19 protein-coding genes are annotated in these 24878 nt (G+C 43.6%); 6 read left to right on the top strand and 13 right to left on the bottom strand.

Annotation, left to right across the window (positions count from 1 at the left end; all coding sequences use genetic code 11):
• The 3 genes from O2Q26_RS12440 to O2Q26_RS12450 form a co-directional block, all read right to left on the bottom strand.
• Entirely contained in the window at positions 1 to 963 is a 963-nt protein-coding gene (locus O2Q26_RS12440; protein WP_289216203.1) for an alpha-E domain-containing protein, read from the bottom strand.
• Positions 956 to 2410 (bottom strand): circularly permuted type 2 ATP-grasp protein, encoded by a 1455-nt coding sequence (locus O2Q26_RS12445; protein WP_289216204.1) that lies wholly within the window; start codon positions 2408 to 2410, stop codon positions 956 to 958. The genes O2Q26_RS12440 and O2Q26_RS12445 overlap by 8 nt, the downstream gene beginning before the upstream one ends.
• Positions 2411 to 2564: 154 nt before the next feature.
• Entirely contained in the window at positions 2565 to 3503 is a 939-nt protein-coding gene (locus O2Q26_RS12450) for an NADP-dependent oxidoreductase (protein WP_289216275.1), read from the bottom strand.
• 100 nt (positions 3504 to 3603) lie between these two features.
• Here O2Q26_RS12450 and recQ point away from each other — a divergent pair, with 100 nt between their 5' ends.
• The 5 genes from recQ (at position 3604) to kynB (ending at position 9753) form a co-directional block, all read left to right on the top strand.
• A complete protein-coding gene (gene recQ / locus O2Q26_RS12455; protein ID WP_289216205.1) occupies positions 3604 to 5745 on the top strand; it encodes a DNA helicase RecQ in 2142 nt (713 codons plus the stop codon).
• Positions 5746 to 6734: 989 nt separating this feature from the next.
• A complete protein-coding gene (locus O2Q26_RS12460; RefSeq protein WP_289216206.1) occupies positions 6735 to 6929 on the top strand; it encodes a hypothetical protein in 195 nt (64 codons plus the stop codon).
• A 139-nt stretch (positions 6930 to 7068) separates the two neighbouring features.
• Positions 7069 to 7716 carry a LysE family translocator gene (locus tag O2Q26_RS12465; protein WP_289216207.1) on the top strand — a complete coding sequence of 216 codons (648 nt, stop codon included), beginning with the start codon at positions 7069 to 7071 and terminating at the stop codon, positions 7714 to 7716.
• A 133-nt stretch (positions 7717 to 7849) separates the two neighbouring features.
• Positions 7850 to 9121, top strand: a complete 1272-nt coding sequence (kynU, locus tag O2Q26_RS12470) for a kynureninase (protein ID WP_289216208.1) — start codon at positions 7850 to 7852, stop codon at positions 9119 to 9121.
• A gap of 11 nt (positions 9122 to 9132) precedes the next feature.
• Positions 9133 to 9753 (top strand): arylformamidase, encoded by a 621-nt coding sequence (gene kynB, locus O2Q26_RS12475; RefSeq protein WP_289216209.1) that lies wholly within the window; start codon positions 9133 to 9135, stop codon positions 9751 to 9753.
• Positions 9754 to 9797: 44 nt separating this feature from the next.
• Here the strand turns inward: kynB and O2Q26_RS12480 are convergent, their stop codons facing one another.
• The 9 genes from O2Q26_RS12480 to O2Q26_RS12520 form a co-directional block, all read right to left on the bottom strand.
• Positions 9798 to 11330 (bottom strand): BCCT family transporter, encoded by a 1533-nt coding sequence (locus O2Q26_RS12480; protein WP_289216210.1) that lies wholly within the window; start codon positions 11328 to 11330, stop codon positions 9798 to 9800.
• Between the two features lie 192 nt (positions 11331 to 11522).
• Positions 11523 to 11696, bottom strand: coding sequence for a hypothetical protein (locus O2Q26_RS12485; RefSeq protein ID WP_289216211.1), 174 nt, complete (start codon positions 11694 to 11696; stop codon positions 11523 to 11525).
• A 54-nt stretch (positions 11697 to 11750) separates the two neighbouring features.
• Positions 11751 to 13238 (bottom strand): phytoene desaturase family protein, encoded by a 1488-nt coding sequence (locus O2Q26_RS12490; RefSeq protein ID WP_289216212.1) that lies wholly within the window; start codon positions 13236 to 13238, stop codon positions 11751 to 11753.
• 220 nt (positions 13239 to 13458) lie between these two features.
• Positions 13459 to 14709, bottom strand: coding sequence for an aminopeptidase (locus O2Q26_RS12495; protein WP_289216213.1), 1251 nt, complete (start codon positions 14707 to 14709; stop codon positions 13459 to 13461).
• A gap of 118 nt (positions 14710 to 14827) precedes the next feature.
• Positions 14828 to 16723 (bottom strand): ABC-F family ATP-binding cassette domain-containing protein, encoded by a 1896-nt coding sequence (locus O2Q26_RS12500; RefSeq protein ID WP_289216214.1) that lies wholly within the window; start codon positions 16721 to 16723, stop codon positions 14828 to 14830.
• Between the two features lie 120 nt (positions 16724 to 16843).
• The gene (locus tag O2Q26_RS12505; RefSeq protein ID WP_390216188.1) at positions 16844 to 18277 is read right to left on the bottom strand and encodes an alanine/glycine:cation symporter family protein; all 1434 of its coding nucleotides are present in this window, start codon (positions 18275 to 18277) and stop codon (positions 16844 to 16846) included.
• 696 nt (positions 18278 to 18973) lie between these two features.
• Positions 18974 to 19501, bottom strand: coding sequence for an acyl-CoA thioesterase (locus O2Q26_RS12510; RefSeq protein ID WP_289216216.1), 528 nt, complete (start codon positions 19499 to 19501; stop codon positions 18974 to 18976).
• A 47-nt stretch (positions 19502 to 19548) separates the two neighbouring features.
• The gene (locus O2Q26_RS12515) at positions 19549 to 20898 is read right to left on the bottom strand and encodes a sensor histidine kinase (protein WP_289216217.1); all 1350 of its coding nucleotides are present in this window, start codon (positions 20896 to 20898) and stop codon (positions 19549 to 19551) included.
• Positions 20895 to 21590 (bottom strand): response regulator transcription factor, encoded by a 696-nt coding sequence (locus tag O2Q26_RS12520; protein ID WP_289216218.1) that lies wholly within the window; start codon positions 21588 to 21590, stop codon positions 20895 to 20897. The genes O2Q26_RS12515 and O2Q26_RS12520 overlap by 4 nt, the downstream gene beginning before the upstream one ends.
• Positions 21591 to 21787: 197 nt before the next feature.
• On the opposite strand from O2Q26_RS12520, the gene O2Q26_RS12525 reads away from it, so the two are divergent.
• Complete coding sequence (locus O2Q26_RS12525; protein ID WP_289216219.1) at positions 21788 to 22933, top strand: S1C family serine protease; 1146 nt, start codon at positions 21788 to 21790, stop codon at positions 22931 to 22933.
• Positions 22934 to 23133: 200 nt separating this feature from the next.
• Here the strand turns inward: O2Q26_RS12525 and cls are convergent, their stop codons facing one another.
• On the bottom strand, positions 23134 to 24576 hold the full coding sequence (cls, locus tag O2Q26_RS12530) for a cardiolipin synthase (RefSeq protein WP_289216220.1): 1443 nt from the start codon (positions 24574 to 24576) through the stop codon (positions 23134 to 23136).
• Positions 24577 to 24878 lie beyond the last annotated feature (302 nt).

Here is a 24878-nt window from a genome sequence, read left to right on the forward strand (position 1 = left end):
TCAATGGTTGGCGTGAACAGGCTCAACTAAATAATAGGTTTCAGAGAACGTGCGGCTTACCTGATAGCACGAGTTTTGGAAGTGGTCTAAAAATTCCATTAGTTCTTCCATTGTCATTTCTGAAATATCAGTCTGCCTGATTTCATTCTGAATACCTGTCAAGAGTTCAAAGAGATCCTCAGAGTAATGAGAAATCTTGCCTGATTCCAGTTTATGTGTCGCCCTCATGATATGATCCACACAATATTGAATAGATCTCGGGAATTGCTCATTCTCGATAAGGAAGGTAAGGACATCTTTTGGATCCATTGTTGGCGGGTGTTCCTTTATATAAGAATCGTATCCATTTACGATTTGCAATGCAGTCAGCCAATAATAATAATTCTCTGTATCCGAGCTGTCTCTTAACGTTTTTTCACAGACCACATTCAAAATCCTCGCTGTTTTTTCCGCACGTTCAATCCACTTCCCAATCTTTATGAACGCGTAAGGAATCCCTCGAGTCATCGTAGACTCGATAATGCCCTGGGCCGTCATGGACATTTGGATGATATCTTTAAGATAGGCTTGAGTAGATTGAGTTGTCATTGCCTGATCCTGCTGTGTTTTTTCGTCCAAGTAGAACCTGTTGATAAGCTGCCATAGTTCGTCCGGAATACTATCGCGAGTAGCTTTCGCATTCTCACGAGCATATATCATACTGTTTTGCAGAGAATTATAATTCATTGGGCTCAACGTGATATATTGTATCACGGTTTCACGATCCATCCTCGCATAACGCTCGTAATAGTCTTCTTTAGAAGCACAGATATCCAAAATTTCTTCCCAGTCCCGGTCCATAACCTGTTGATCGGATGCCTCCAGCATATGGATAAGCTGTGTACTCATGATTCTGGCATTGTTCTCCGAACGCTCGATATTCCGGGCCATCCAGTATAAGGAATCTGCTACTCGACTAAGCATGATTCATCCCTCCTCCAGCTAATACCCATGTATCCTTTCCGCCGCCGCCCTGGGAAGAGTTTACTACGAGCGAGCCTTTCTTCAGGGCTACTCGTGACAAGCCTCCAGGCAGCACATGAGAAGTCGCACCATTCATGACAAACACCCTTAAATCTACGTGACACGGATAAAACTCATCATTCTGGAATGCTGGCGCCCTTGATAGTTTAATTGTAGGTTGAGCGATGTACTGACTAGGTGTTTCAATGATCTTTCTGCGGAAGGCGCTTCTTTCCTCTTCCGTAGAATGCGGACCGATCAGCATATCATATCCCCCCGAAGCTCCTACGTTTTTTACGACAAGGTCTTCCAGATTTTCCAGAACATATTCCAGCTGCTCTGGATCTCTTAAGAAATATGTTTCTACATTTTTGATAATCGGATCTTCATCTAAGTAATAACGGATCATATCAGGCACATAAGCATACATGGCTTTATCGTCAGCCACACCGTTCCCGATTCCGTTTAAAATAGCTACGTTGCCCTTACGATATGCTCTAAGCAGTCCGGTGACTCCCAATGCTGAATCCGGTCTGAACGCTTCTGGATCCAAAAAGTCATCATCAATTCTCCGATATATGATATCCACTCTTTTCAGTCCGCGGATGGTCTTCATATAAACGACATCGTCCTTGACGATCAAGTCTCGTCCTTCCACTAGTTCGATCCCCATTTGCTGGGCAAGAAATACATGGTCATAGTAAGCGGAGTTGTACATCCCCGGAGTGAGAAGAACAGCGCAGGGTTCGGCCAAGGTGTTCTTAGGTGCATGGCTGATCAGCGCACCGTGAAGCTCTTTGAATTGATGCTCAAGTGTTCGAATGGAATGCTTAAAAAACAGTTCCGGGTAAACTTGACGCATAACATAACGATTTTGAAATACGTAAGACATGCCTGAAGGATTCCGCAAGTTATCTTCTAACACGCGGTATTCTCCATGCTCATCTCTTATCAAATCGATTCCCGCTAGAAATATGTGGTTTCTTAAAGGGATTTCGAGACCCGTCACCTGTTTTTCATAGTAATTTGGATTATCCCGGATCAAGTCTTCAGGTACGATTCCATCTTTCACAATCTCCTGCCCATTATAAATATCATCCAAAAAGTAATTGAGTGCCTTCATGCGCTGCTTCATGCCTCTCTCGATTTTAGCCCATTGCTCTTCAGGGATAATGATCGGAACGAAATCGAAAGGCATGGTACGTTCAGTACCGCCAGCATCATTATAGACTGTAAACGTTATTCCCTGTCGCAGGAAACTCAATTGAGCGGTTTCATGCTTTTCCCGAAGTTCCTCATCTGATAATTGCCTAATTAAGTCGTAAAAAGATTCGTAATGATTCTTAGGCTGTCCATCATCATTCATCATTTCGTCATAAAATGACCCAACCTGATATTTATTTAACATACGTGCGCCTCCCCCTCGTGAGTGTATGTAGAAAACTATACCCTATTCAAGGGAGGAATAGTCGAAAAATTTAAAAATTTATTCACCGTATTATGGAAAAATACATAAAAAAACCCTGAGCGGTGGAATGCTCAGGGTTGCTCATCACTTCATTTTAAGGTTTAATATTAATAACGATTTTCCCGGTTGCATGATGTGTTTCACTAAGTTCATGAGCCTCTCTTAGGCCTTTTTCACTTAAATCGAATTCATGGCCTACTTTAGATACCATTTCTCCCTTAACCATCAAGTTGGCTAATTGAGCCAGCTTCTCTCCATCCGGCTCCAACCATACAAATCCAGCCTTCACTTCATGTTTATCCGCCACTTTTTCATCCGGCGGCTGGACAATTGAGGCTAAACGCCCGCCTTTCTTAAGAATACCGAAGCTTTTCTCCTGAATTTCTCCGCCGAGAGTATCAATAACAATATCGAACTCACTTAAAACATCAGCGAAATCTTCCTCTTGATAATTGATAAAACGATCTACACCAAGTTGTGTTACCCACTGCTCGTTTTTTCCGCTGGCTGTAGCAGCCACATACGCGCCAAATGATTTAGCGATCTGAATAGCGTAATGGCCGACTCCGCCAGATCCAGCGTGTACAAGCACCTTGTCTCCTTCTTTTATTTCAGCAAAATCAACTAGACATTGTCTTGCTGTCAAACCAGCAAGTGGCACAGCAGCTGCTTCTTTGTAGGAAATGGATTCTGGCAGATGGGATAATACATGCTCGTCTACAGCCGCATATTCAGCATAGGTACCGAAGCGAGACAGCTCAGGACGTGCAAACACGCGATCCCCTTCTTTAAATTTCTGCACATTGGACCCTGCTTTCTTAACGACTCCTGCCGCATCCCATCCAAGCGTTATTGGAAAATCAAAATCGAGCATCTCTTTCAAGTATCCTTGTCGAAGCTTCCAGTCTATCGGGTTAATCGATGTAGCATGCAGCTCGACTAAAACTTGATTTTCTTCTATCTCAGGGATAGATACCTCTTTTTCAACTAATTGTTCTTTATTACCGTATTGTTCTATGACTATTGCTTTGATAGTAAACACTCCTCATTAGAAATCTCTTCATATTTTTCCCCTATCCAATCATTTAAAACATGATAAGATAGGGAAAGCATTTGTAAAGGATGGTCCAAACATGATAGAACAAGCTCAAAATCTGCTTCAAGAATATTATGGATTCGCTTCTTTTCGTCCTGGACAACAAGAAGCCATCCAACACGTTCTTGACCAAAAAAATACGTTAGCCGTCATGCCGACTGGCGGCGGTAAATCATTATGTTATCAAATCCCAGGTCTCACTTTAGAGGGGACAGCTATTATTATTTCACCCCTCATTTCCTTAATGAAGGATCAGGTAGATGCACTCACTTCTTATGGTATTGCGGCTACTTATATAAACAGCTCTCTGACTTTCGAGGAACAAAGAGAGCGAATAAACGATATGGAACAGGGGCGCTATAAGTTCGTTTATGTAGCTCCTGAAAGATTTGATTCTGGATCTTTTCTTAAAACGTTAAGACACATTAATCTTTCACTCATCGCCTTTGATGAAGCTCATTGTATCTCTCAATGGGGGCACGACTTCCGCCCCAGCTACCGTTCTATTGTACAAACGCTTGACCAAATTCCTAACCTCCCTGTGGTAATGGGGTTGACTGCTACTGCTACTCAAGAGGTTATCCGCGATATTAAACAATTGATTCATGTAGCAGACGACTCTGTGGTCAATACCGGATTTTCGCGTGAGAACCTTTCTTTCCGCCTTATAAAAGGTCGTGACAAGCGTGAATTCCTCGTTGAATACTTAAAACAACGTCCTCAGGAAGCAGGTATCATTTACACCGCTACGAGAAAGGATGCCGATCAGCTTCAGAACTTTTTTGAGAAAAAGGGATATTCAATCGGCAAATATCATGCAGGAATGAGTGAACAGCAGCGAAAAAATGTTCAAAGCGACTTTGTACAGGATGAAATTACAACGATTGTAGCAACTAACGCTTTCGGAATGGGAATTGATAAATCTAACGTCCGTTACGTCATCCACTATTCTATGCCGATGAACCTGGAATCCTACTATCAAGAAGCTGGGCGTGCCGGTCGTGATGGTGAGCCAGGTGATTGTGTCTTGTTGTTTTCAGGGCAGGATATCCACCTTCAGCGATTCCTGATTGATCAATCGATGATGGATGAAGAGAAAAAGAAGGATGAGTTCGGCAAACTGCAGTCTATGGTGAATTATTGTCATACTCATATGTGCTTACAGCAGTACATACTCGACTACTTTGACAATCCTTTTCAAACCGAGCCTTGTGGAAAATGTTCAAACTGTCTGCATGAGGGTGAAGAACAGGACTTGACGAAGGAAGCTCAAATGGTACTTTCCTGTGTAAAACGGATGGGGGAACGTTTCGGTGCCGGATTGACCGCTAAAGTTCTGCGGGGGTCAAATGATCAGAAGGTGAAGCAGTTCAAGTTTCATAACCTTTCCACGTACGGTATTCTATCCCACTATACGGAACGGGACCTTACACAGTTCATCAACTTTTTAACGGCGGAAGGATTGTTGAGCCCGGGCCAGGGACGTTATCCTGCGCTTCAGCTGACAGAGCAGTCTGTCGGTGTGTTAAAAGGTGAACGTCCTGTCAAAATGCTCGTAGAAACAACGACTGCCGCCGCAGAAGTAGACTATGATGTAGAAAAATTCGAAGAGCTGCGCAGAATGAGAAAATCTATTGCTGATGAAGCCGGCCTGCCTCCATACGTTATTTTCTCTGATGCGACCTTAAAGGAGTTCACGATTTATCTGCCTGCCAATCGGGAAGAAATGTTGAGAATAAAAGGCGTAGGTGAACAAAAATTCGAACAATACGGACCAAGCTTTTTAGAAATACTGGCTCCTTGGGCGGAAGATGTGAAAGATCGTCCCTCTCCCCCATCACAGCCTAAGTTCATTAAGAAAAAACCTCGTAGTTCTTCTGCAGGTCCAAGCCATGAAGAATCATTCGACATGTGGAAGAACAAGAATATGACCATTGAAGAAGTTGCAAAAGCCCGCGATTACAGTATTCAAACTATTGAAAATCATATTTTCCGCTCCATGAAAGAAGGGGCAGACATTGAGTGGGGTGAATGGTTTTCCGATGAACAGGAAGAAACCGTGCTCATGGCCCACAGCCAACTCGAAGACAAGAAGCTGAAGCTTTTAAAAGATTCCCTTCCTGAAGATTATTCTTACCGCATGATCAAAGCAGTTCTTGTTAAACACGGATATATGTAATTTTTAAGCTATCTTAAACGTCGTTGATGTTTTTTCATAAGACAGTTATTTAATGATATGGCAGGGTTGTGGAAGACTTGCTTCGTGATACCCGGGGTTCTTTGCCGTATTAAGAATCAGGGGTGGCCGTGAAGCTACTAGCTTTCCTGTGCGGGAACTGGCGAGACTCCTCGGGCTAAAGCCCTGTGAGATCTCTGCTGTTCCGTCGCCGTGGTATGTAGAAAGTGGTTTTAGGAATGGACTCGCTTTCCGTGGGAGTGCAGTGAGCTTCCTCAGGCTGCCGCCTTCCGGGATCTCACCAATCACTCTCTTCCCACAGGAGTCTCGCCCATTCCTAAAACCACCTAACTTATGTTGAGGGACGGAACTAAGAAATGAGAAGAAAATGCTCTCTTGAACCTACATTCGTAAAAAGTAAATTAGTTAGGGAAATGAACAAGCGCAAACACCGCCGGAATACTATATAGCTCCAGCTTGTTGCTTAAAGGAGTAAAACAGCTTTTCAACCTTTCATTTTAAAGAAAAGTTATATTACTCAAGGAATTGAGGGGCTTTTTCCATAATAAATATTTAGAGTTATGAATCCACAATAGTAAGCTTTTATTAGGGGATCTTTCTGAATTTGATGATAGTTTAGAGTGGCTTCCAATTGTATGGTGGGTTTAGAAAACGGTGAGACTCCTGTGGGATGTACATGGTAGGTGAGATCCCGGAAGGCGAAGCCTGAGGAAGCTCACCACATGCCCACGGAAAGCGATCCGTTTTCTAAAGCCACCATATCCTCACCCAAAATTCTAGAAACTGACTCTTCAAGAAAAGGGAGCTTATGTGAATATCAGCTCGGAAATTAAAGAGAACCAGTTCATAAAATACCGTCAAACAGCCGAGGATCCTTCCGACCCTCGGCTGTTATTTTTGTTTGAAAAGTTATATATAGTGAATACCTTTGCCTCTTGAAGCATATTTATTTCTTATAAGGGGTGATGATAATGAATAGTTTTCCGCTTTTATATTTATCTTGTATCCTTGCAGGGTTTGCACTACTCAGAATTCCTTTCGAAGGATTTTTTGAACCCGTAGAACCGTTAGCACTTGTCGTAGGTGTTCTTACGATTCTGTTATTTTCATGTGTCATAATCTTTTTCGGAGTAAAAGCCTTAATAAGTAACAGAACGGCAATTTGAGCTCAGGCACTTGTCTGAGCTTTTCTTTTAGATTCGAAAGACGCACATTTCAGCGTCCCCCTATTAGACTCGCCCCTGCCCCAGTTTCCACATCGACTTTCACTTACTAAAAGGACAAGCACGCTAGGAGGAACAGGAATTGTTTTTACTCTTGATCAGACAAATTATTCTTGGTTTATCAATTGCTGCCCCTCTTGGACCAATTAATATTGAGATCATCAGAAGAGGAATTTATCAAGGATTATGGCCCTCATTACTCGTCGGAGCAGGAGGTATGACAGCTGATCTGGCCTTGATGTATCTCATGTATCAGGGTCTCTCTGAATACATGACGCTCACCTGGGTTCAGCTTTCATTATTGATATTCGGTTCTCTCGTTTTAACTTATACTGGCATCCAAAGCTTCCTAAGTAAGGAAGAGACGCTGACTGACGCTCGTTTAGAAGGTGACCACCGTCAGACAAGCTTGATTCGTCCTTACCTCACCGGTTTATCTATTGCAGCTTTTAACCCTATGAATATATTGTTCTGGCTGGGAGTTTACGGATCTGTACTCAGTGATTCTTTTCACGGGGACGACCTGGTGAAAGCCTTTTACATAAACAGTGCTGTCTTTATCGGAATCGGCTTATGGAATTTGAATCTGGCACTGACCGTCCATTTTAGTAAAGTACTGTTGAACCCGGTTATACTGAGAATGATTTCTTTGGGTTCCAGCCTGTTTTTAACTGGACTTGGGGTTTATTTCGCCATTAAAGCGATTTTCAAAATCACCTCATTGTTTTGAATTCGCCTATTCTTTTCATTTGTGCAAAAGACAAGGCACCTTTGATTTTTGCACAAATGAATAAGCTGGCTCGCACCTCCTTTTTTACTTTTCGACTCACCACGCGATATACTTATGAAAGGAGGCGATAGAAATGAAACATGAACGCGAGGATGCTAAAAGGCTCGACGAGCAGGATGAACTCCTCTCTTTTAAAAATGAATTTTATACAACTCCCCATACATATTACATGGATGGTAACTCGCTTGGGTTACTATCTAAACGTTCAGAACAGACTTTACTTACATCTCTTGAAGATTGGAAGCAGCACGGAATCGAGGGGTGGACGGAAGGAGAGCAACCCTGGTATTACATGTCAGAGAAGCTTGGGGAAATGACCGCTCCTTTAATCGGTGCACAAGCTCACGAGGTCATTAATACTGGATCGATCACGACCAACCTCCACCAGCTGCTGGCCACCTTTTATAAACCGGAAGGACGACGGACGAAAATTATTGCCGACACTCTCAACTTCCCTTCTGACATTTATGCTCTTAAAAGCCAGATTGAGCTACAGGGGTTGGATGCAAACGAGCATTTGATCCAAATAAAAAGCAGTAATGGGTATACTCTGTCCGAAGATGATATCATTTCCGCCATGGACGAAGAGACGGCCCTCCTGCTGCTGCCTTCTGTGCTTTACCGAAGCGGCCAGCTGCTTGATATTGAAAAAATAACGTTAAACGCTCATAAGCGCGGGATCATAGTAGGTTTTGATTTAGCCCATTCAATAGGCGCCCTTCCCCACCAGCTACATGACTGGGGTGTCGACTTTGCTGTATGGTGTACGTATAAGTATTTAAACAGCGGACCTGGAGGAACAGGCGGTCTCTACGTGCATGAAAAGCATTTAGGCCAGAAGCCTGGATTAGCAGGATGGTTCAGTTCCAGTAAGGATAAACAATTTGATATGGAGCATGACCTGACGCCTGCTGAAACAGCGGGCGCCTATCAGATCGGCACACCTCATATTCTCAGCTCTGCTCCTTTACTCGGATCACTCGAGATTTTCAAAGAGGCTGGAATCGAATCTATCCGCAAAAAATCTTTACAGCTTACTCAGCTGCTGATGGACTTGGTACAATCAGAGCTCCACGAATATGGTTTCAGAATTACTAATCCTTTAGAAGATCACAGAAGAGGCGGCCATGTAAGCCTTGTCCACTCTGAAGCTGCGAGTATATGCAAAGCCCTGAAACAAGAGGGTGTCGTCCCTGACTTCCGATCCCCTGACGTCATTCGCCTTGCTCCGGCAGCCTTGTATGTGTCGTTTGAAGATGTATACGACGTGGTAATGATTCTAAAGGAGATTATGAAGGACAAGAAGCATAAGAACTTTTCCAATCAACGCGGCACTATTGCGTAAGGAGGCAGATTATGAAAGTAATTGATATATCCATGCCATTGAATTCATCTACGCCCCCGTGGCCTGGTGATCAACCGTTTGAATATAAAGTGACATGGTCAATGGAAGAAACCGGGTCAGTGAACGTGGGGCAATTTCAATCCAGCAACCATCTCGGGACTCATGTAGATGCCCCGTTCCATTACGACAGCGATGGAGCGAAAATAGCTGACCTTCCCCTTGAACGGTTCATCGGATCAGCACTGATTGTGAATATGGAAGGCAAATCCACGATTTCTGCTAAGGACCTTGAACCTTTTCAATTTGAAGGGGTAACAAAAGTTTTATTCCGATCGATGAGCTGGAGCGATCGCTCCGTATTTCCGGAAGAGTATACGGTTATTGATAAAGACGTTGCTCCTTTTCTAAAAGATAAAGGGATTGATATGATCGGAGTGGACACTCCATCCGTAGATCAAGAAACGAGCAAAGATCTCCCTGCACATCATTCTTTATACGAGCAGGATATTTTGATATTAGAAGGGCTCGTGCTTGAGCATGCAGCTCCTGGAATTTATGAATTAATGGCCTTCCCTTTAAAAATGGATGAAGCAGACGGCAGTCCAGTTCGTGCTGTTTTACGACAAAAATAAAAGTGAGGTGTTCTGGCTGATTGCCAGAACACCTCACTTTTTATTTACTTCTTCATAATATTTTGTTGAATGGCCATTTGTTTAGCTACTCTAGGAGCAAGCCATACGACTGGCAGCAATATCAAGGATACCGGAACCGCTGTAACGACAATGAAGTTCTGTAACTGCGTAATCCCGCTGTCTCCCGTGATCAGTAAGATTGCCGCGATCGCACCCATAATGACGGCCCAGAAGATACGCAGCCATCTCTTAGGATTCCCTTCGCCCATGACCGCCATGGCAATGGAATAAGACATTGAATCACTTGTCGTGACTACGAATAATATCGTCAATATCAAGAACAATGGAGATATAACGGAAGCGAGAGGGAATTGCTCTGTGATTGCAAACATCGCCGCATGATTCCCTGCCGCGTTTAAAGCATCCGATACAGAACCAGGGTTCTGCATTTCAAAGAAAATCCCGGAACCACCGAGAATCGTAAACCAGAACGTAGAAATGACAGGAGCAAAAATAGAAACTGCAACAATGATTTCTCTAATGGTACGCCCTCTAGAAATCCTGCTGACCAAAATAGCCATCATCGGGCCATATCCTATAAACCAGCCCCAGAAGAAGACCGTCCAAAGCGAAAGCCAATCTTGATCTCCTCTGAACGTACTCATTGGAACAAACTGATCGACATAATGTCCGAATGCTGGAAGGAAATGGTTGATGATAAATCCTCCAGGTCCAAAAATAAGAATGAAGGCCATCAATCCGATCGCAATTCGGACATTGAGACTGCTTAGGAATTGGATGCCTTTATATAGTCCAGTAACTGCTGAAATAGTAGAAATCAATACGACCGAAAATATGATCGTAAATTGAGTGCTTAAATTATCAGGTATTCCGAAAATCGTCTGCAGCCCATAACTTGCTTGTAATCCGAGGAACCCGATCGGCCCGATCGTTCCTGCGGCAACGGCAATAATGGAAAAAGCATCGACTAACGTACCAAGCCAATGGTTACGCAGCTTTTCCCCGAAAATCGGATAAAGCAGAGTCCGCGGCTTCATCGGCATGCCTTTTTCATAATGGCCGTACATCATAACAACTGCACTGATGGTTCCCAAAATGGCCCAGGCTAAAAATCCCCAGTGCATAAAGCTTTGAGCTAAAGCAGGATTGACCGCTGCTTCTGTTCCCGCTTCAATTCCTAATTCAGATAAATAAGGAGGTACAGTCAGGAAGTGGTACATAGGCTCGGCTGCTGCCCAAAATACGCCTCCGCCGGCCAAAAGTGTCGCCATAATAATGGACAGCCATTTACCTAAACTAAGCTCTGGCTTATCCAAGTGCCCCATTTTAATCTTCCCATATTTAGAAAAAGCGAGCCAAATCCCTACAAAGAACGTAGCAAGCATCAATAGCTGCCAGAATGCTCCAAAGTATGTTGCAGACCAGCCAAATGTTGTATTCACAAATGTTTCTATCAAGTTAATATCTACGAGCGCAATAAGGACAAAAAGCACCAAAGCTCCTCCACTTATTGCAAAAACGGGCCAATCCACCCGACTCTGATGTTGTTTATTCATAATAATCTCCTTTTTGACAGTTGATTTTTCACACGAATTACTAAGTTATCATCTATGTGATAGGTATGTAAAGTTAAACCCTCAGCTGAATGTGTAGAAGGAAGCAAAAGTTGAATAGTTTTAACATTCCCGCCTTTCGCACATTTTATTAAACACTAAAAAGACCATAGTTTAAAACTATAGTCTTCCTCATTATTTATTTTTTCCTGCTATGTCATCACGATCTCTGTGACGCTCCTGACAATCTTTACACATGCCTATCTTCGCATCCTTCTTAGAGGTTAAAACCACACCGCAGCTGCTGCATTTCCCTAGATCATTCGGGTTCGATTGAAAGCCTGGAAGTTCACTATCTGGACCTTTCATACTATCTCCTCCTCCACTTATCTATCTAATTACTTATACCCTCATTTTTCACGCTCAACCCTGTTTAGAAACTAATTTTGCAGCCATGAGACCCGATAAAGTTACACCTAATGTTCCAGCGCCGGGAAACGTAGTATCCCCGCATTGATAAATATTTTTCACTCCTGTTCTGACGGAATAACTGTTCAACCAGCTGAATCTGCCGGTTGGGGCGTAACCTCCTACTTTACCGCTGTTCCGCCTCAGCCATTTTTGAAAAGTGACAGGAGTTCCTGGAAGAACTATATCAAGCCCGTCTGAAAATCCTTTGAAATAGTGATCGACAATATTGATCAACCGGTCATGCATCAATTGCTTTCTGGAATCATAATGTTCTTTGTCCCACCATTTCGCCAGATCAGTATGAGTAGACAGAGTCAGTGAACGCATGCCCGGAGGGGCCATTCCGCTGTCTTCTCCGCTCGATAAAGATAGTAAAAACTGGCCGCCATCGTGCAGGCCTTCAGGGTTTCCGGGATCGATGAATTGATGGTAAAGGCTCGACGTATCGGAAAATACCTCTTCCTTTACCCCAGCGTGAATGATGAAAGCCCCCCACGCTTCCCTCGATTCTTCTTTTTCCTTTTTTATATAAGAGCGCTCGGCTAACTTTGCTGACAATGTATCGTGTAAATTGTGAGCAGAATTGTTGAGAATGACTTGCTTACTCTTATACACTTTCTCCCGCTTCGTTTTCAATCTGAAGCTGCCTTCCTCTTCAGTGATCCCATAAATCGGGTGTCTCATGAAAACAGTACCGCCCTGCTGTTTGATAAATTCAGCGAGCTGCTCGGCAATAGTGGCTAACCCTCCATGAACAGCATAAGCCCCTTTATGGAAGGTTTGCAGCGCAGCATACCCTAAAAATGCCGGACAACGATCGACGCTCGTCTGCACACTGTCCATTAATTCTCCGTTAAGAAAAGTAACGAATAAAGAATGGTCCGCCAGACCGAATTTCTTAAGTCTCTGCTGAATGGTTTGCGTTAAGTAAGGAATCAGCCTGCTGGAATCGATATTGACTGCTGGCAGCATACCCAGCCAATCGCTCATCGTCCGCGGCGGGAAGATCGGCAGCTCTAATACGAGCTTATCCACTATTGCCCCTACACGAAAGACCTCATCATAAAATGCCTTCACCTGTTCTTTCACATCAGGGAAATGCCTGTCAATCTCTAGATACCATTCGTGTCGCTCGCGATAATAATGAATCGTACGATCCGGTAAATGAATATCCATAATTGGATTGAGCAATGTCATCGGCGGTTTTTCGATCCCTAAAGAGTCATAAAGAGAGTCAAATACACCGCCTTCTTCAAACCCCATTCCTAAAGTGGCTCCAGATTGAAAGCGATAGCCTTGCCGTTCGTATTTTCCAGCACTCCCTCCAAGCTCATTGGATGCTTCAAACACTGCGACATTGTAACCCTGCTGGCTTAACTTAGCTCCGGCAGCGAGTCCGCCGAATCCTGCCCCTACTATAGCTGTATCATATATTTCCATGAGTCTCCCCCATTTCTCTACTGTTGATATTCCCTTTTCCGCTCCATGTTAAAGGTGTGGGTCGGTTTGATCGAAAAAGTTCTTTCAATGGAGGTATTATAGTCCTTTATGGTTGAAACACAAAAAAATTGTCAAAAAATGCACGCGAATGGAGTGAAAACTTCAAAATCCAGCCTCTCGTGCACAAAAAAAGCGCTGAGCATCTCAGCGCTTTTGCATATTACGATTCAAAATTTAAAGACCAGCTTCCATTTCGCATGACCGGCTCTTTCATACCATCCTCAAGAACTCCATCGATATCAAGTTCCCCAGAGCCCATCATGAAGTCTACATGACTTAAGCTGTGGTTTACTCCATTTTCATCCAATTCTTTATCACTCATCGTCGAACCGCCTTCCACGTTATTCGGATAAGCTTTTCCTAAAGCTAAGTGGCACGAAGCATTCTCATCATATAACGTGTTATAGAAAATCAAACCGGACTGAGAAATAGGAGACTCGTGCGGCACTAAAGCAAGCTCCCCTAAATGCTTGGATCCCTCGTCCGTGTCCAGGAGGTGCTTCAATGTCTCTTCTCCCTCTTCTGCTTTATAATCTACGACTTTTCCATCTTTGAACGTTAACGTGAAGTTGTCGATTACATTCCCGCCATAGTTGAGCGGTTTTGTGCTGGAGACGTGGCCATTCACTCCATATTTATGAGGAGCTGTAAAAACCTCTTCTGTCGGCATATTCGGATTGAAAGGAATGTTGTCTTTTTCCGTTTTCGCCGAGCCGCCTTTCCACACATGGCCTTTAGGAAGCTCTACCTCAAGTTCCGTGCCTGGAGCTGAGTAAACCAGCTTCTGATATTGCTTTTTATTCAAAAACTCACGCGCCTGGCGCAGCGTCCGGTTATGTTCATCCCACGCGGCTACTGGATCTTCTTTATCGACGCGGACAATACTGAAAATTTGTTCCCAAAGCTTATCAACGGCGTTCTCTTGCGATTCACCCGGGTAAATCTTTTGAGCCCATGCTGGAATCGGGATACTGATGATCGACCACTGAATGCGGTCATTCATTGTATAATTTCTGAAATTCGTCATTGCTTCAGCTCGAGCTTTGTTAGCTGCGGCAACTTTTCCTGCGTCAATCCCCTTCAGCAAGTCTGGATCCGTCGAACGAATTGATAAAATCGCAGCCCCTTCTGCCCCAAAATAATCGAACATATCCTGCTGCCAGCTAGGCACTTCTTTTAATACTTCTACATCCGCATGTTCGTATCGCAACCGGGTAAGCTCATCGTCCGCCCAGACTATGTAGACATCTTTCGCTCCCATTTCATAAGCTTTTCTAGCGACCACCCGTGTAAAAGGGGCGCCTTCTACGGACGAATTAATCATCAGCCGCTGATCATTTTGCAGGTTGACTCCCGTTTTCAAAGCAAGTTCCGCATACTTCTCTAATTTATTCTGACTAGGAAAATTCATGTGAAAAACCTCTCTTCTTTAATTGATTAAGTGCATGTATCCGCTCTCAATTATTTCATAACTCTGCATCGATTACAAAAAAGAAACCCGGGCATATTCACCCGGGTCCCATGTGAAATCATTGTTCCACTTCTTCCACAATCAACGTCAGCTCTTCCCAACGTTCCATTTTCTGTTCAAGCTGTTGTTCCAGCGTTTCTTTATCTTTTGATAATTCTTCTACTTTACTATAATTTGCGGCTTCGGCAGCCATTTGTGTATCTATTTCTTCTATTTTTTCTTCAAGTTCACCAATTTCATCTTCAATCGTCGCCCACTCTTGCTTTTCACGATAGGAGAGTTTTCGCTTGCGATTAGACCTGCGCGTCGTTTCCTGTTCTGAAGGAGCTGTGTTTTTTGCAACTTTCTCCTGCTTTTCCTGCTGCTGTTTCTCAAGAAAATCAGAATAATTCCCGAAAAAGCGCTGAATCTTCCCTCCACCTTTAAAGGCGAGCAGCTTATCGACGACCCGATCCAAAAAGTACCGGTCGTGGGAAACGGTGACCACTACTCCAGGAAACTGATCCAAGTAATCTTCTAATACACTTAACGTCTCAGTATCCAGGTCATTCGTCGGCTCATCCAAGAACAGCACGTTCGGCTCTTTCATGAGAACACGCAGCAAGTATAATCGACGACGTTCTCCCCCTGATAAACGTGAGATGTACGTCCATTGCTGTGCTCTTGGAAATAAGAAACGTTCCAGCATCTGCTCGGCTGTTATTTCATCTCCATCAGCAGTCGAGATGACCTCCGCCACTTCTTTGATGTATTCGATGACTTTTAGAGAACCGTCAATTTCTTCATGATCCTGAGTGTAGTACCCTATTTTCACAGTCGAACCTACAGCAACCTCTCCAGATTGAGGAGAGATCCGCTCCGCCATGATATTAAGCAGCGTCGTCTTTCCTGAACCATTCGGTCCTATGATTCCTATTCTTTCTTCAGGGACCATCAAATAATTGAAATCATCAATGATCTGCTGGCTGCCAAAGGAATGGGAAATTCCTGTTAATTCGATTACTTGTTTACCAAGACGGGTAGAACCAATCGCCATATCAACGTCTTGTTTCTTAGTATCAAAGTCCTCTTCCTGCATAGCTTCGACGCGCTGCTTTCTTGCTTTCTGCTTCGTCGTCCTTGCTTTAGCGCCTCTTTTCAGCCAGGCCAGCTCCCGCCTTAGAGCATTCTGGTGTTTCTCTTCAGCCTGACGTTCCCATTCTTCTCTTTCCGCTTTTTTTTCAAGGAAGGTTTCATAGTTTCCAACGTACGTATATAACGTCCCGCGATCCAATTCAAATATAAAGTTCGTCACTCGATTCAAAAAGTAGCGGTCGTGAGTGACGACAATCAACGAACCTTTGTATTGAGCCAGGTAGCCTTCAAGCCACTCTATCGTTTCATTATCGAGATGGTTGGTCGGCTCATCCAGAAGCAGCAGATCCGCAGGCTGAATGAGAGATTTCGCGATAGCTACCCGCTTTTTCTGGCCGCCTGATAATTCACTGACCTTTTTATCAAAAGATTCAATACCGAGTTTGGTCAAAATCGTTTTTGCAGCTGTATTGGCTTCCCATGCATCTTTCTCATCCATTTGCTGCTGCAGCTTCATCATCCGTTCTTGCACAGCCGTATCCTCAGGCTGGGCTTCAAGCTCCTGCAATATTTGCTCATATTCACGGATGACGGTCATAACCTCTGAGTCACCGTAATAGATTTGTTGGAGCACGGTTAAATCACCATCGAGCTGCGGTTCCTGAGGCAGATATTCAATCGTAAAATCCTTCGCATGCTGCTTATTGCCAGTGTCCGCCGTTTCCAAATCAGCTATAATTTTCAATAGAGATGATTTACCTGTTCCATTTACGCCGATCAGCCCGATTCTCTGTGCCGTAGAAATTGTGAATGAAAGGTTATCAAATAACGTTTTATCTCCATAGCTCTTGCTCATATTTTCAACAGACAAAATACTCATCGTGCCCACCTCTTATTATCAATCTAATCCTACTGTATCATATGTGAGGCTTTCGCCCCTATCATCACGTTCAAAATAAAAACTACGCTGCCCTCTGCGGGAGCGTAGTTTCTATACCGATCAGCGAGATTGTGCCTGTTTCTCGTTCGATTGATCACGTCTCCAGTAATCCATTCCTTCCACTCCCGGCAAGTGATCCTGGTAAAAGACCGGATCTTTACCTTGCTTACGTTGTATCGTGTAATCCTTCAAGGCAGCATACGCCACTTTTGCCAGCCTAAAGATGGCATATAGATTAATGAGAGCCATGATCCCCATAGATAGATCAGCTAGAGACCAGACGAGGGCGAATTCCGCAACGGCACCGAACATGACCATCGCTAACACAGCTAAACGATATATGAAAAGATTACCTGAACTTTTCTTAATAAATTGGAGATTCGTTTCACCATAATAATAGTTTCCTACAATCGAACTGAAGGCGAACAGGAAAATCGCTACTGCAATAAAGATCGCAGCCCATGCACCTAACTCCGTCTCAAAAGCCAATTGGGTAATTTGAATACCTTCAAGATTGCTATCCATATATTCACCTGAGAACAAGATGATGATTGCTGTGGCACTACAAATCATCAAGGTGTCCGTAAACACACCTAACGTTTGGATCAAGCCTTGTTTTACAGGGTGGGTAACTTCAGAAGTCGCTGCTGCGTTCGGCGCACTACCCATACCTGCTTCGTTAGAGAACAAGCCACGCTGAATCCCGATCAGGATCATGCCGCCGAAGGTACCGCCAGCAAATTCCCTGAAACCGAAAGCGCCTTGAAAGATCATAGCGAACATTTCTGGAACTTGAGCGATATTACCGAAAAATACATAGAGCGCTAGAATAATATAGAAAATAGCCATAATCGGTACGACAAACTGTGTGACTTGGGCAATTCTTCTCAGACCTCCAAAGATGACGAGTGCGACGATGACGGTCAACAGTAGACCAAGACCCCATTTTCCAACGTTAAATGACTCTTCAAAGGCTAAACGGATCGTATTGGACTGGACAGAACTGAAGACAAGTCCGTACGTAAATGTTATGGCAATAGCGAAAGCGATTCCCAGCTTACGATTCTTTAAACCTTTCTCCATATAATACGCCGGTCCTCCGCGGTATTGATACTTTTCGGGGGTTTTATAGATCTGTGCAAGTGTACTCTCGATAAAGCTTGAGGCACCGCCTAACACGGCCACCATCCACATCCAGAAAACTGCGCCTGGACCTCCGATAGAAATGGCAGCTGCAACACCAGCCAGATTCCCTGTCCCTACCCGCGAAGCCGTACTAATGGCAAAGGCCTGGAAAGGAGACGTCCCTTTTTTTCCTTTAGCAGAAATCGCCCGCTTATCGAATAAAACTCGGAACATTTCAGGAATATAAGTGAATTGAGCGAATTTAAGGCGGATACTAAAGAACAAACCTAAACCTAACAGCACAAAAATTAGTATGTATTCCCAAATAATGGTGTTTAAAAACCCTATGACACTCTCCATAACGTGCACCTCCAAATTAGTAATTATTTTACAATTGCTAGTCATTTCCCCATTCGTCTTTCAGTTAAACAGTATAAAAAAACTCAACTAATAATTTATCAATAAATTCATAGCTTGGGAATTCATTTGAAGGTTTTCATACAAAACATCTAAGATAGCTCCTGTTCTTAGAAGCTCTGATCAAGTCCCACCTCACACTTTTGAGCATTCAATTCTATTACAACGCAATTAGCTTCTATCAAAGGCAAATAATAAAAGCTATGCTACACGTCGTTTTTGATTTCTCATAAAAGATTATCCAGCACTATGGCGGGATAGTGGAAGACTTGAAATCAAGATTATTGGATTTATTACTGGGTTCGTTGCCGTATGAAGAGTCAGGTGTAGCTGGGAAGCTACTCGCTTTCCTGTGGGGGAACTGGCGAGCTTCCTCGGGCTTGCAGCCCTGTGGGATCTCGCCTACCTCCTTCTCCCACCCCTTTAACTCTCACTATGTCTGGAAACTGAGTCTTCAATATAAAGGAGCTTATATGATTTATTAACTTGGAAATTTAACAGAGTCGACAAAAAAAGCCATCGGGAGCTAAAAGTTCCCAATGGCCCTATTTTACAACATTCTCAGACGAAGATCTGCATCCAAATACAGGAAACTGGTGATTAAGTATCCCACTACTCGAAGAACAGGCTCTCATTTTGCTTCTGGAATTAAATTTTCTTATCTTTTCTCCAAGGAAGGTCAGTTCCAAACATTTCCGCTAATTCTTTGGATTCTTTCCTTCTGGCTTTTCGGTACTCATGACGTTTAGCTGCCCCTTCGTGAAGCCACTTTTCTTCTTCAGATTCCGGATAGACCGGAGGAACGGGTGCTGGCTGATTATCTTCATCAACAGCTACCATCGATAAAAAGGCAGTTGTACAAAGCTTACGCTCTCCTGTCAGCAGATTTTCCGTTACGGCTTTAACAAACACTTCCATAGAAGTGTTGTGTGTCCACGTGACAAAAGCTTCAAGGCAGATTGTATCTCCTTCAAGCACAGGATGTAAAAAGTCGACAGAGTCTGTAGAAGCGGTGACGACCGGCTTTCTGCAGTGACGTACTGAAGCAATAGCAGCCACATCATCTATATAAGCCATAAGTCTGCCTCCGAACAGGGTACCGTGGCTATTGGTGTCTGGGGGTAATACGTGTGAATTTTTAACGGTCAATGAATCTATACATGCTTTAGCGTCCATTGTGTCTCCTCGCTTTCATATGGAATCGTTCTCTGGTTAGTATATCATTAATTTTGCTGCTGCATCCTTTGCGGCAAACTTATTTCAAAAGTTGCCCCTTGAGAAGATGCATTATTCCTGGCTTCTATAGTGCCGCCGCTTCGCTCGATAATGGCCCTTGATATTGCCAGACCCAGTCCTGTTTCCCCTTCTTTTCCTTTTATAAAACGTTGGAATAGCTGGGATAACAATTCTTCCGGGATGCCTGAGCCATCATCAATGACTTGAATGGAAATAGTGCCATTATCTGTTTCCGTAATAATATCCACTCTGTTCTCTGCATGCCGCACTGCATTTCCCACTATGTTAATGAGAGCTTGCAGAACTCGTTCCCTGTCCACAAAGCTATAAAAGGATTCATCAGAATAAAGATTCAGTTCCACACCTTTTTCATTAGCGAGTGGAAAGAGCCTGTCTTTTGCTTGATTCGCAAGCTCCACCAAGTTGACGTTCTCAGGGTGATACACGTCTTCACTACTGTCTAATTTAGCGAGAAGAATCATTTCGTTGACGATTTTCTTGAGGCGTTCTGTTTCACTGACCATCACTTCCAAACCGCGATCGGCATCAGCCCCTGTAAAAATTCCGTCTTTGATCCCTTCAGCATAGCCTTGAATCGACATCAAAGGAGTTTTCAATTCGTGGGAGGCATTTTGAAAAAATAGCTTTTGAGTATTAATGTAGCGTTCCAGCTCTTCCGCCATGTGACGAACGCTCCGTTCCACTTCCTTGATCTCCCCGCTTGATTTGACAGGCTGGACCTGGTCGAACTGGCGTTTCTCGATTTTATTGACTTCTTTTTGCAAGCGGCTTAAAGGCGTGACTAAGCGATTGGTCATAAAGTAACTGACAGCAAGCGCCAATAACAGACCGACAACGAATACGAACACCATCCGCTGGGCGAACTGGTTTTGGACGATCTGCAAATCATCCAGCGGGGTGGCCATGACCAGAATCCTCTGCGAGCTGTTCGGGGCGAACCCTATATTGTATACGACGTAACTTTCTCCCTGACTGTCCCATACTTCCTCGTTGATCAATTCATCTTCGAATCTCTCCATCCAGTCGAGGGCGGTCTCTGTTGGAAGAGTGCTGAATAGGACTTCCTCTTGTCTTAAATCAAATAACAATAAAGGGTAATCCTGGTCCTGTACGAGGCGTGTCAATTGAGGGACACGTACAGATGCGTCCTCTTCCGTCGTAATTTGTGACAGCAGCTTCGCTCTTTCCTCCAACTGCCCTCGTTCATCCTGAATCAACATGTCCATTAGTAAGGAGTATATAAAAAATGCGGTCAGCGTCATGACAAATAATATGACCGCAGCAAATGCCGCGTTCAACTGGTACTGTAATTTCATGAGTTATCACGGTGGGCTCTAAGACGGTAGCCGTGACCCCAAACGGTTTCAAGCGGCAGGTCTTTCATTTTTTTCCGCAGTCTTTTCACGAGATCGTCCACCGCCCGGTCACTGCCGAAGTAATCTTCGCCCCACACTTTAATAAGCAGCTCCTCCCTGCTGTACGCACGATTTTCCTTTCGGGCAAGAATTTTTAAAAGGTCATACTCTTTTGTAGTCACTTCCACTTCTTCTCCTTTGAAATAAGCACTGCGTTCTGTCTCATTCAAAGAAAGGTGTCCAGCCTCGATAATCATATCGGACGTTTCTTCCTCTTCCGGTTTCATGACGGTCCACCTTTTTAGCTGCCTTTTAACACGAGCCACTAATTCTCTTGGACTGAAAGGCTTCGTTAAATAATCATCCCCTCCAAGCTCAAGTCCCAGAATCTTGTCGACTTCATCGTCTTTTGCAGAAATGATGATAATTGGTACTTCAGACGTTTGGCGGATTCTTTTGCAAAATTCATATCCATCCATTCCAGGCAGCATAATATCAAGCACCCAAAGATCAGGAGGAGACTGCTCAAAGAACTCCCAGGCTCTCTCCGCACTATTGAGAGCTTCTACGTGATATCCCTCTTTATCTAAGTATGCTTTTACGATGTCGCGAATGTTCGGATCATCTTCCACAACACCTATTGACCGTTTCATAGATTCTTCCTCCTCTTTATTAAGGATTCTATATCTATTCTCGCATATTTTACAAGCTCCCATGTACATTACATACTTTTTCCACAATTACTCCGAAGTCATTCCATATCTCATGAGTAGAATATGAATTGTACAGAGGAAATCCATTGAACAACAAGCGTATGATCAGTTGTTATGAAAGGGGTCAGAAATCGATTATGAATGAAGAATACAAAGCTAGAAAAAGTCGTAAACGATCGGGATTTGCTTATGGTGTTCTCGGTGCTATCGCCGCTGCGTTTTTGATCACTGCTGTTTTTCAATGGAAGGGTATTACGATTAACGTAGAAACGAATGAACCCTCTGCACAGGCTGATGAGCTCAACATCGGTCAGGATGATCAGAATGAAGTGACGCAGGCAATCAACGAAACATCAGAAGCAGTCGTAGGAATTAGTAATAGCCAGAATGGAATACAGGGCAGCCAAGAAGCCGGCACTGGATCTGGGGTCATTTATAAAAAAGACGGCGACCAGGCTTTTGTGGCAACAAACCATCACGTGATTGAAAACGCCTCCTCCCTCGAAGTGATTTTACATGATGGTACAAAAGTGGACGCCGAATTGAAGGGCAGCGACCCGCTTTCAGATCTAGCCGTTTTACAAATAGATGGTGAACATGTGGACAAGGTTGCGAAGCTAGGATCAGCTCAAGACATTGAAGTTGGTCAAACAGCCATAGCTATCGGTAACCCGCTCGGCATGGAATTCGCCGGATCAGCGACACAAGGGATTATAAGCGGCCTGAATCGTAACATACCAGTGGATATCAACGGGGACCAGCAGCCAGACTGGGAAACTGAAGTTATTCAAACCGATGCGGCCATCAATCCTGGCAACAGTGGGGGTGCGCTGGTCAATCTGCAAGGAGAAGTCATAGGAATCAATTCTATGAAAATAGCTCAAGCAGAAGTAGAAGGCATTGGTTTTTCCATTCCAATGGATATTGCTAAACCGATCATTGACGATTTAGAAACATCAGGAGAAGTGCAGAGACCTTACATGGGGATTCAACTGCAAGACGTCAGCCAGATCCCTCGTTCAGTTCTTGAAGGGGAACTGAACCTGCCAAGCGATGCAACGAAGGGTGTACTCGTCGGCAGCGTGGAAGATGCCTCTCCTGCCGCTGACGCCGGCTTACAAAAGTATGATGTAATTACTAAAATTGACGACGAAGACGTTGACTCACTTATGAGCCTTCGCCAGTATCTATACAGCGATGTAGAAGCTGGTGATGATATAAACGTTACAGGTTACCGTGATGGTGAACCTATGGAAGCTTCGCTCAAGCTTTCCTCCCAATAATTTAAATATAACCTCTCTTTCTGACGTGTTCTTAAAGCCTCGGCTTTAAGAGCACTTTTTTGCCTGACGTTCCGTTATAATCACGACATTAGCAGTAATTTCTCCACCTATTCAAAAAAAAGACCCAAATCATATGTGATTTGGGTCTTGCAATGGTGCAGCATTTTATTTTCAACTCGTAATCCTCTTAAACGACTGTTTTACAAAATCGGAGAAAGCAGTCGAGCGATTGCTTCTTTGAATCGAATCCAAAGGGAGCGCTTTTTATATAATTTGAACGTCAATTGTGAAGAGTCTATGATGTCCTCGTGAAACCGATCGGCTAATTCACGAGCGACATCCGGGTGGTATAGAAAAGCATTCACTTCGAAATTCAATCTGAAACTCCGCACATCGATATTCGCTGTCCCAACTGAAGCAATATTTCCATCAACTACAATTGTTTTGGCGTGCAGAAAGCCTTTTTGATAGATGTAGGCCGTTGCTCCCGCTTTAAGCATATCCCCTATGTTTGAAAAAGTAGCCCAATACACAAAGGGATGGTCGGGCATTTTGGGTATCATGATCCGTACGTCTACTCCTGATAATACAGCGATTCTCAGTGCATCCAGAAGACTGTCATCAGGAATAAAGTAAGGAGTTTGGATATAAACATACTCTTTGGCTGAAAGAATCATTTTTATGTAGCCATGTTTAATTTGCTCCCATTCCGAATCAGGTCCGCTTGATACGATCTGCATCGCGACATCACCTTCGGCTTCCGCTTGATAATATCGTTCATTATAATAGATGTCATCGCGGGAAGCTTGGTTCCAATCGAGAATGAAACGGGTCTGCATGTTATGAACGGCTCCACCCCTCACTCTCAAATGTGTATCTCTCCAGTACCCAAATCGTTTGTTGTACCCCAAGTATTCGTCGCCTATGTTGAATCCGCCGGTATATCCAATTTTCCCATCGATAATAGCTAGTTTTCTATGATTCCGATAATTGATTTTCATGTTCAATTTGGGAATAAGAGGTGGAAAAAATGATTCGACCATGCCGCCCGCTTCTTCAATCTTTTTAATGAATTTCCGGCTCAGCGTCCTTGATCCCATATCATCATATAGAAGCTTAACTTCCACATTTTCCTTCGCCTTCCTTATCAGTACTTCCGCCAGCCGCTGACCAAGCTGGTCATCCCGTACGATATAGTAAAGGAGGTGGACATGATCCGTTGCTCCTTCGATATCCTCTAGTAAAGCGTGGAATTTTTTCTGGCCATCCGTGAAGACTTCCACTTCATTATCCTGAGTCAGCAATGCGTCGTTATTTTTCAAATGCATATATATCAAATCTTCATAAGGCACGATGTCTTTGTGCTGAACTTTAAGGGTGCGGTCTTTAATCTCACTCAATTGATTTTGTACAGCTGTCAATAAACCGAGACGGCTCTTTTTATCCCATATGAAAATCTCCTTATTACTTAAACGCCTTCCGAAGATTAAATAAAGGAAGAATCCGGCTACCGGGATAAATAGTAACACCATAAGCCACGCCCAGGTGGAGCTTGCGTCCCTGCGTTCAAGGAAAATGATAGCTAGTGCCAGCAGAACGTTCAGAATGATAATGGTACTGAAAATGTATGGTATTATGTCCAACTTGACACACCTTCCTTTTCTTAACAACTACTCTTCACTATAGCATATTTATCCTTTCTTCATAAATCAAAAAGAGGGTTTCAAAGAGAATGCTATTTTCTCAGAGCTCGAGAAAGCAGCTTTCTGTTCTACTGAGTTGAAAGGAAAGCACAGACCACCGCATTCGCACCACTCTGGTGTATAGGTTCCCCCAACCTACAGCACAGTTGACTGAAAAATGGAGACTATTAAGGCAAAAGGAACAGGGTAAGAATTGATATATAGACTGTAAAAAATTTTAAAAACAAATTGGCAGGATAGTG

The sequence above is a fragment of the Halobacillus campisalis genome, assembly GCF_030345335.1.
Classification (GTDB): Bacteria; Bacillota; Bacilli; order Bacillales; family Halobacillaceae; genus Halobacillus_A; species Halobacillus_A campisalis.

Coding starts and splice junctions, on each gene's coding strand:
- O2Q26_RS12440 (WP_289216203.1), bottom strand. CDS start 963: ATGCTTAGTCGAGTAGCAGATTCCTTATACTGGATGGCCCGGAATATC.
- O2Q26_RS12445 (WP_289216204.1), bottom strand. CDS start 2,410: ATGTTAAATAAATATCAGGTTGGGTCATTTTATGACGAAATGATGAAT.
- recQ (WP_289216205.1), top strand. CDS start 3,604: ATGATAGAACAAGCTCAAAATCTGCTTCAAGAATATTATGGATTCGCT.
- O2Q26_RS12460 (WP_289216206.1), top strand. CDS start 6,735: ATGAATAGTTTTCCGCTTTTATATTTATCTTGTATCCTTGCAGGGTTT.
- kynU (WP_289216208.1), top strand. CDS start 7,850: ATGAAACATGAACGCGAGGATGCTAAAAGGCTCGACGAGCAGGATGAA.
- kynB (WP_289216209.1), top strand. CDS start 9,133: ATGAAAGTAATTGATATATCCATGCCATTGAATTCATCTACGCCCCCG.
- O2Q26_RS12480 (WP_289216210.1), bottom strand. CDS start 11,330: ATGAATAAACAACATCAGAGTCGGGTGGATTGGCCCGTTTTTGCAATA.
- O2Q26_RS12485 (WP_289216211.1), bottom strand. CDS start 11,696: ATGAAAGGTCCAGATAGTGAACTTCCAGGCTTTCAATCGAACCCGAAT.
- O2Q26_RS12490 (WP_289216212.1), bottom strand. CDS start 13,238: ATGGAAATATATGATACAGCTATAGTAGGGGCAGGATTCGGCGGACTC.
- O2Q26_RS12495 (WP_289216213.1), bottom strand. CDS start 14,709: ATGAATTTTCCTAGTCAGAATAAATTAGAGAAGTATGCGGAACTTGCT.
- O2Q26_RS12500 (WP_289216214.1), bottom strand. CDS start 16,723: ATGAGTATTTTGTCTGTTGAAAATATGAGCAAGAGCTATGGAGATAAA.
- O2Q26_RS12510 (WP_289216216.1), bottom strand. CDS start 19,501: ATGGACGCTAAAGCATGTATAGATTCATTGACCGTTAAAAATTCACAC.
- O2Q26_RS12515 (WP_289216217.1), bottom strand. CDS start 20,898: ATGAAATTACAGTACCAGTTGAACGCGGCATTTGCTGCGGTCATATTA.
- O2Q26_RS12520 (WP_289216218.1), bottom strand. CDS start 21,590: ATGAAACGGTCAATAGGTGTTGTGGAAGATGATCCGAACATTCGCGAC.
- O2Q26_RS12525 (WP_289216219.1), top strand. CDS start 21,788: ATGAATGAAGAATACAAAGCTAGAAAAAGTCGTAAACGATCGGGATTT.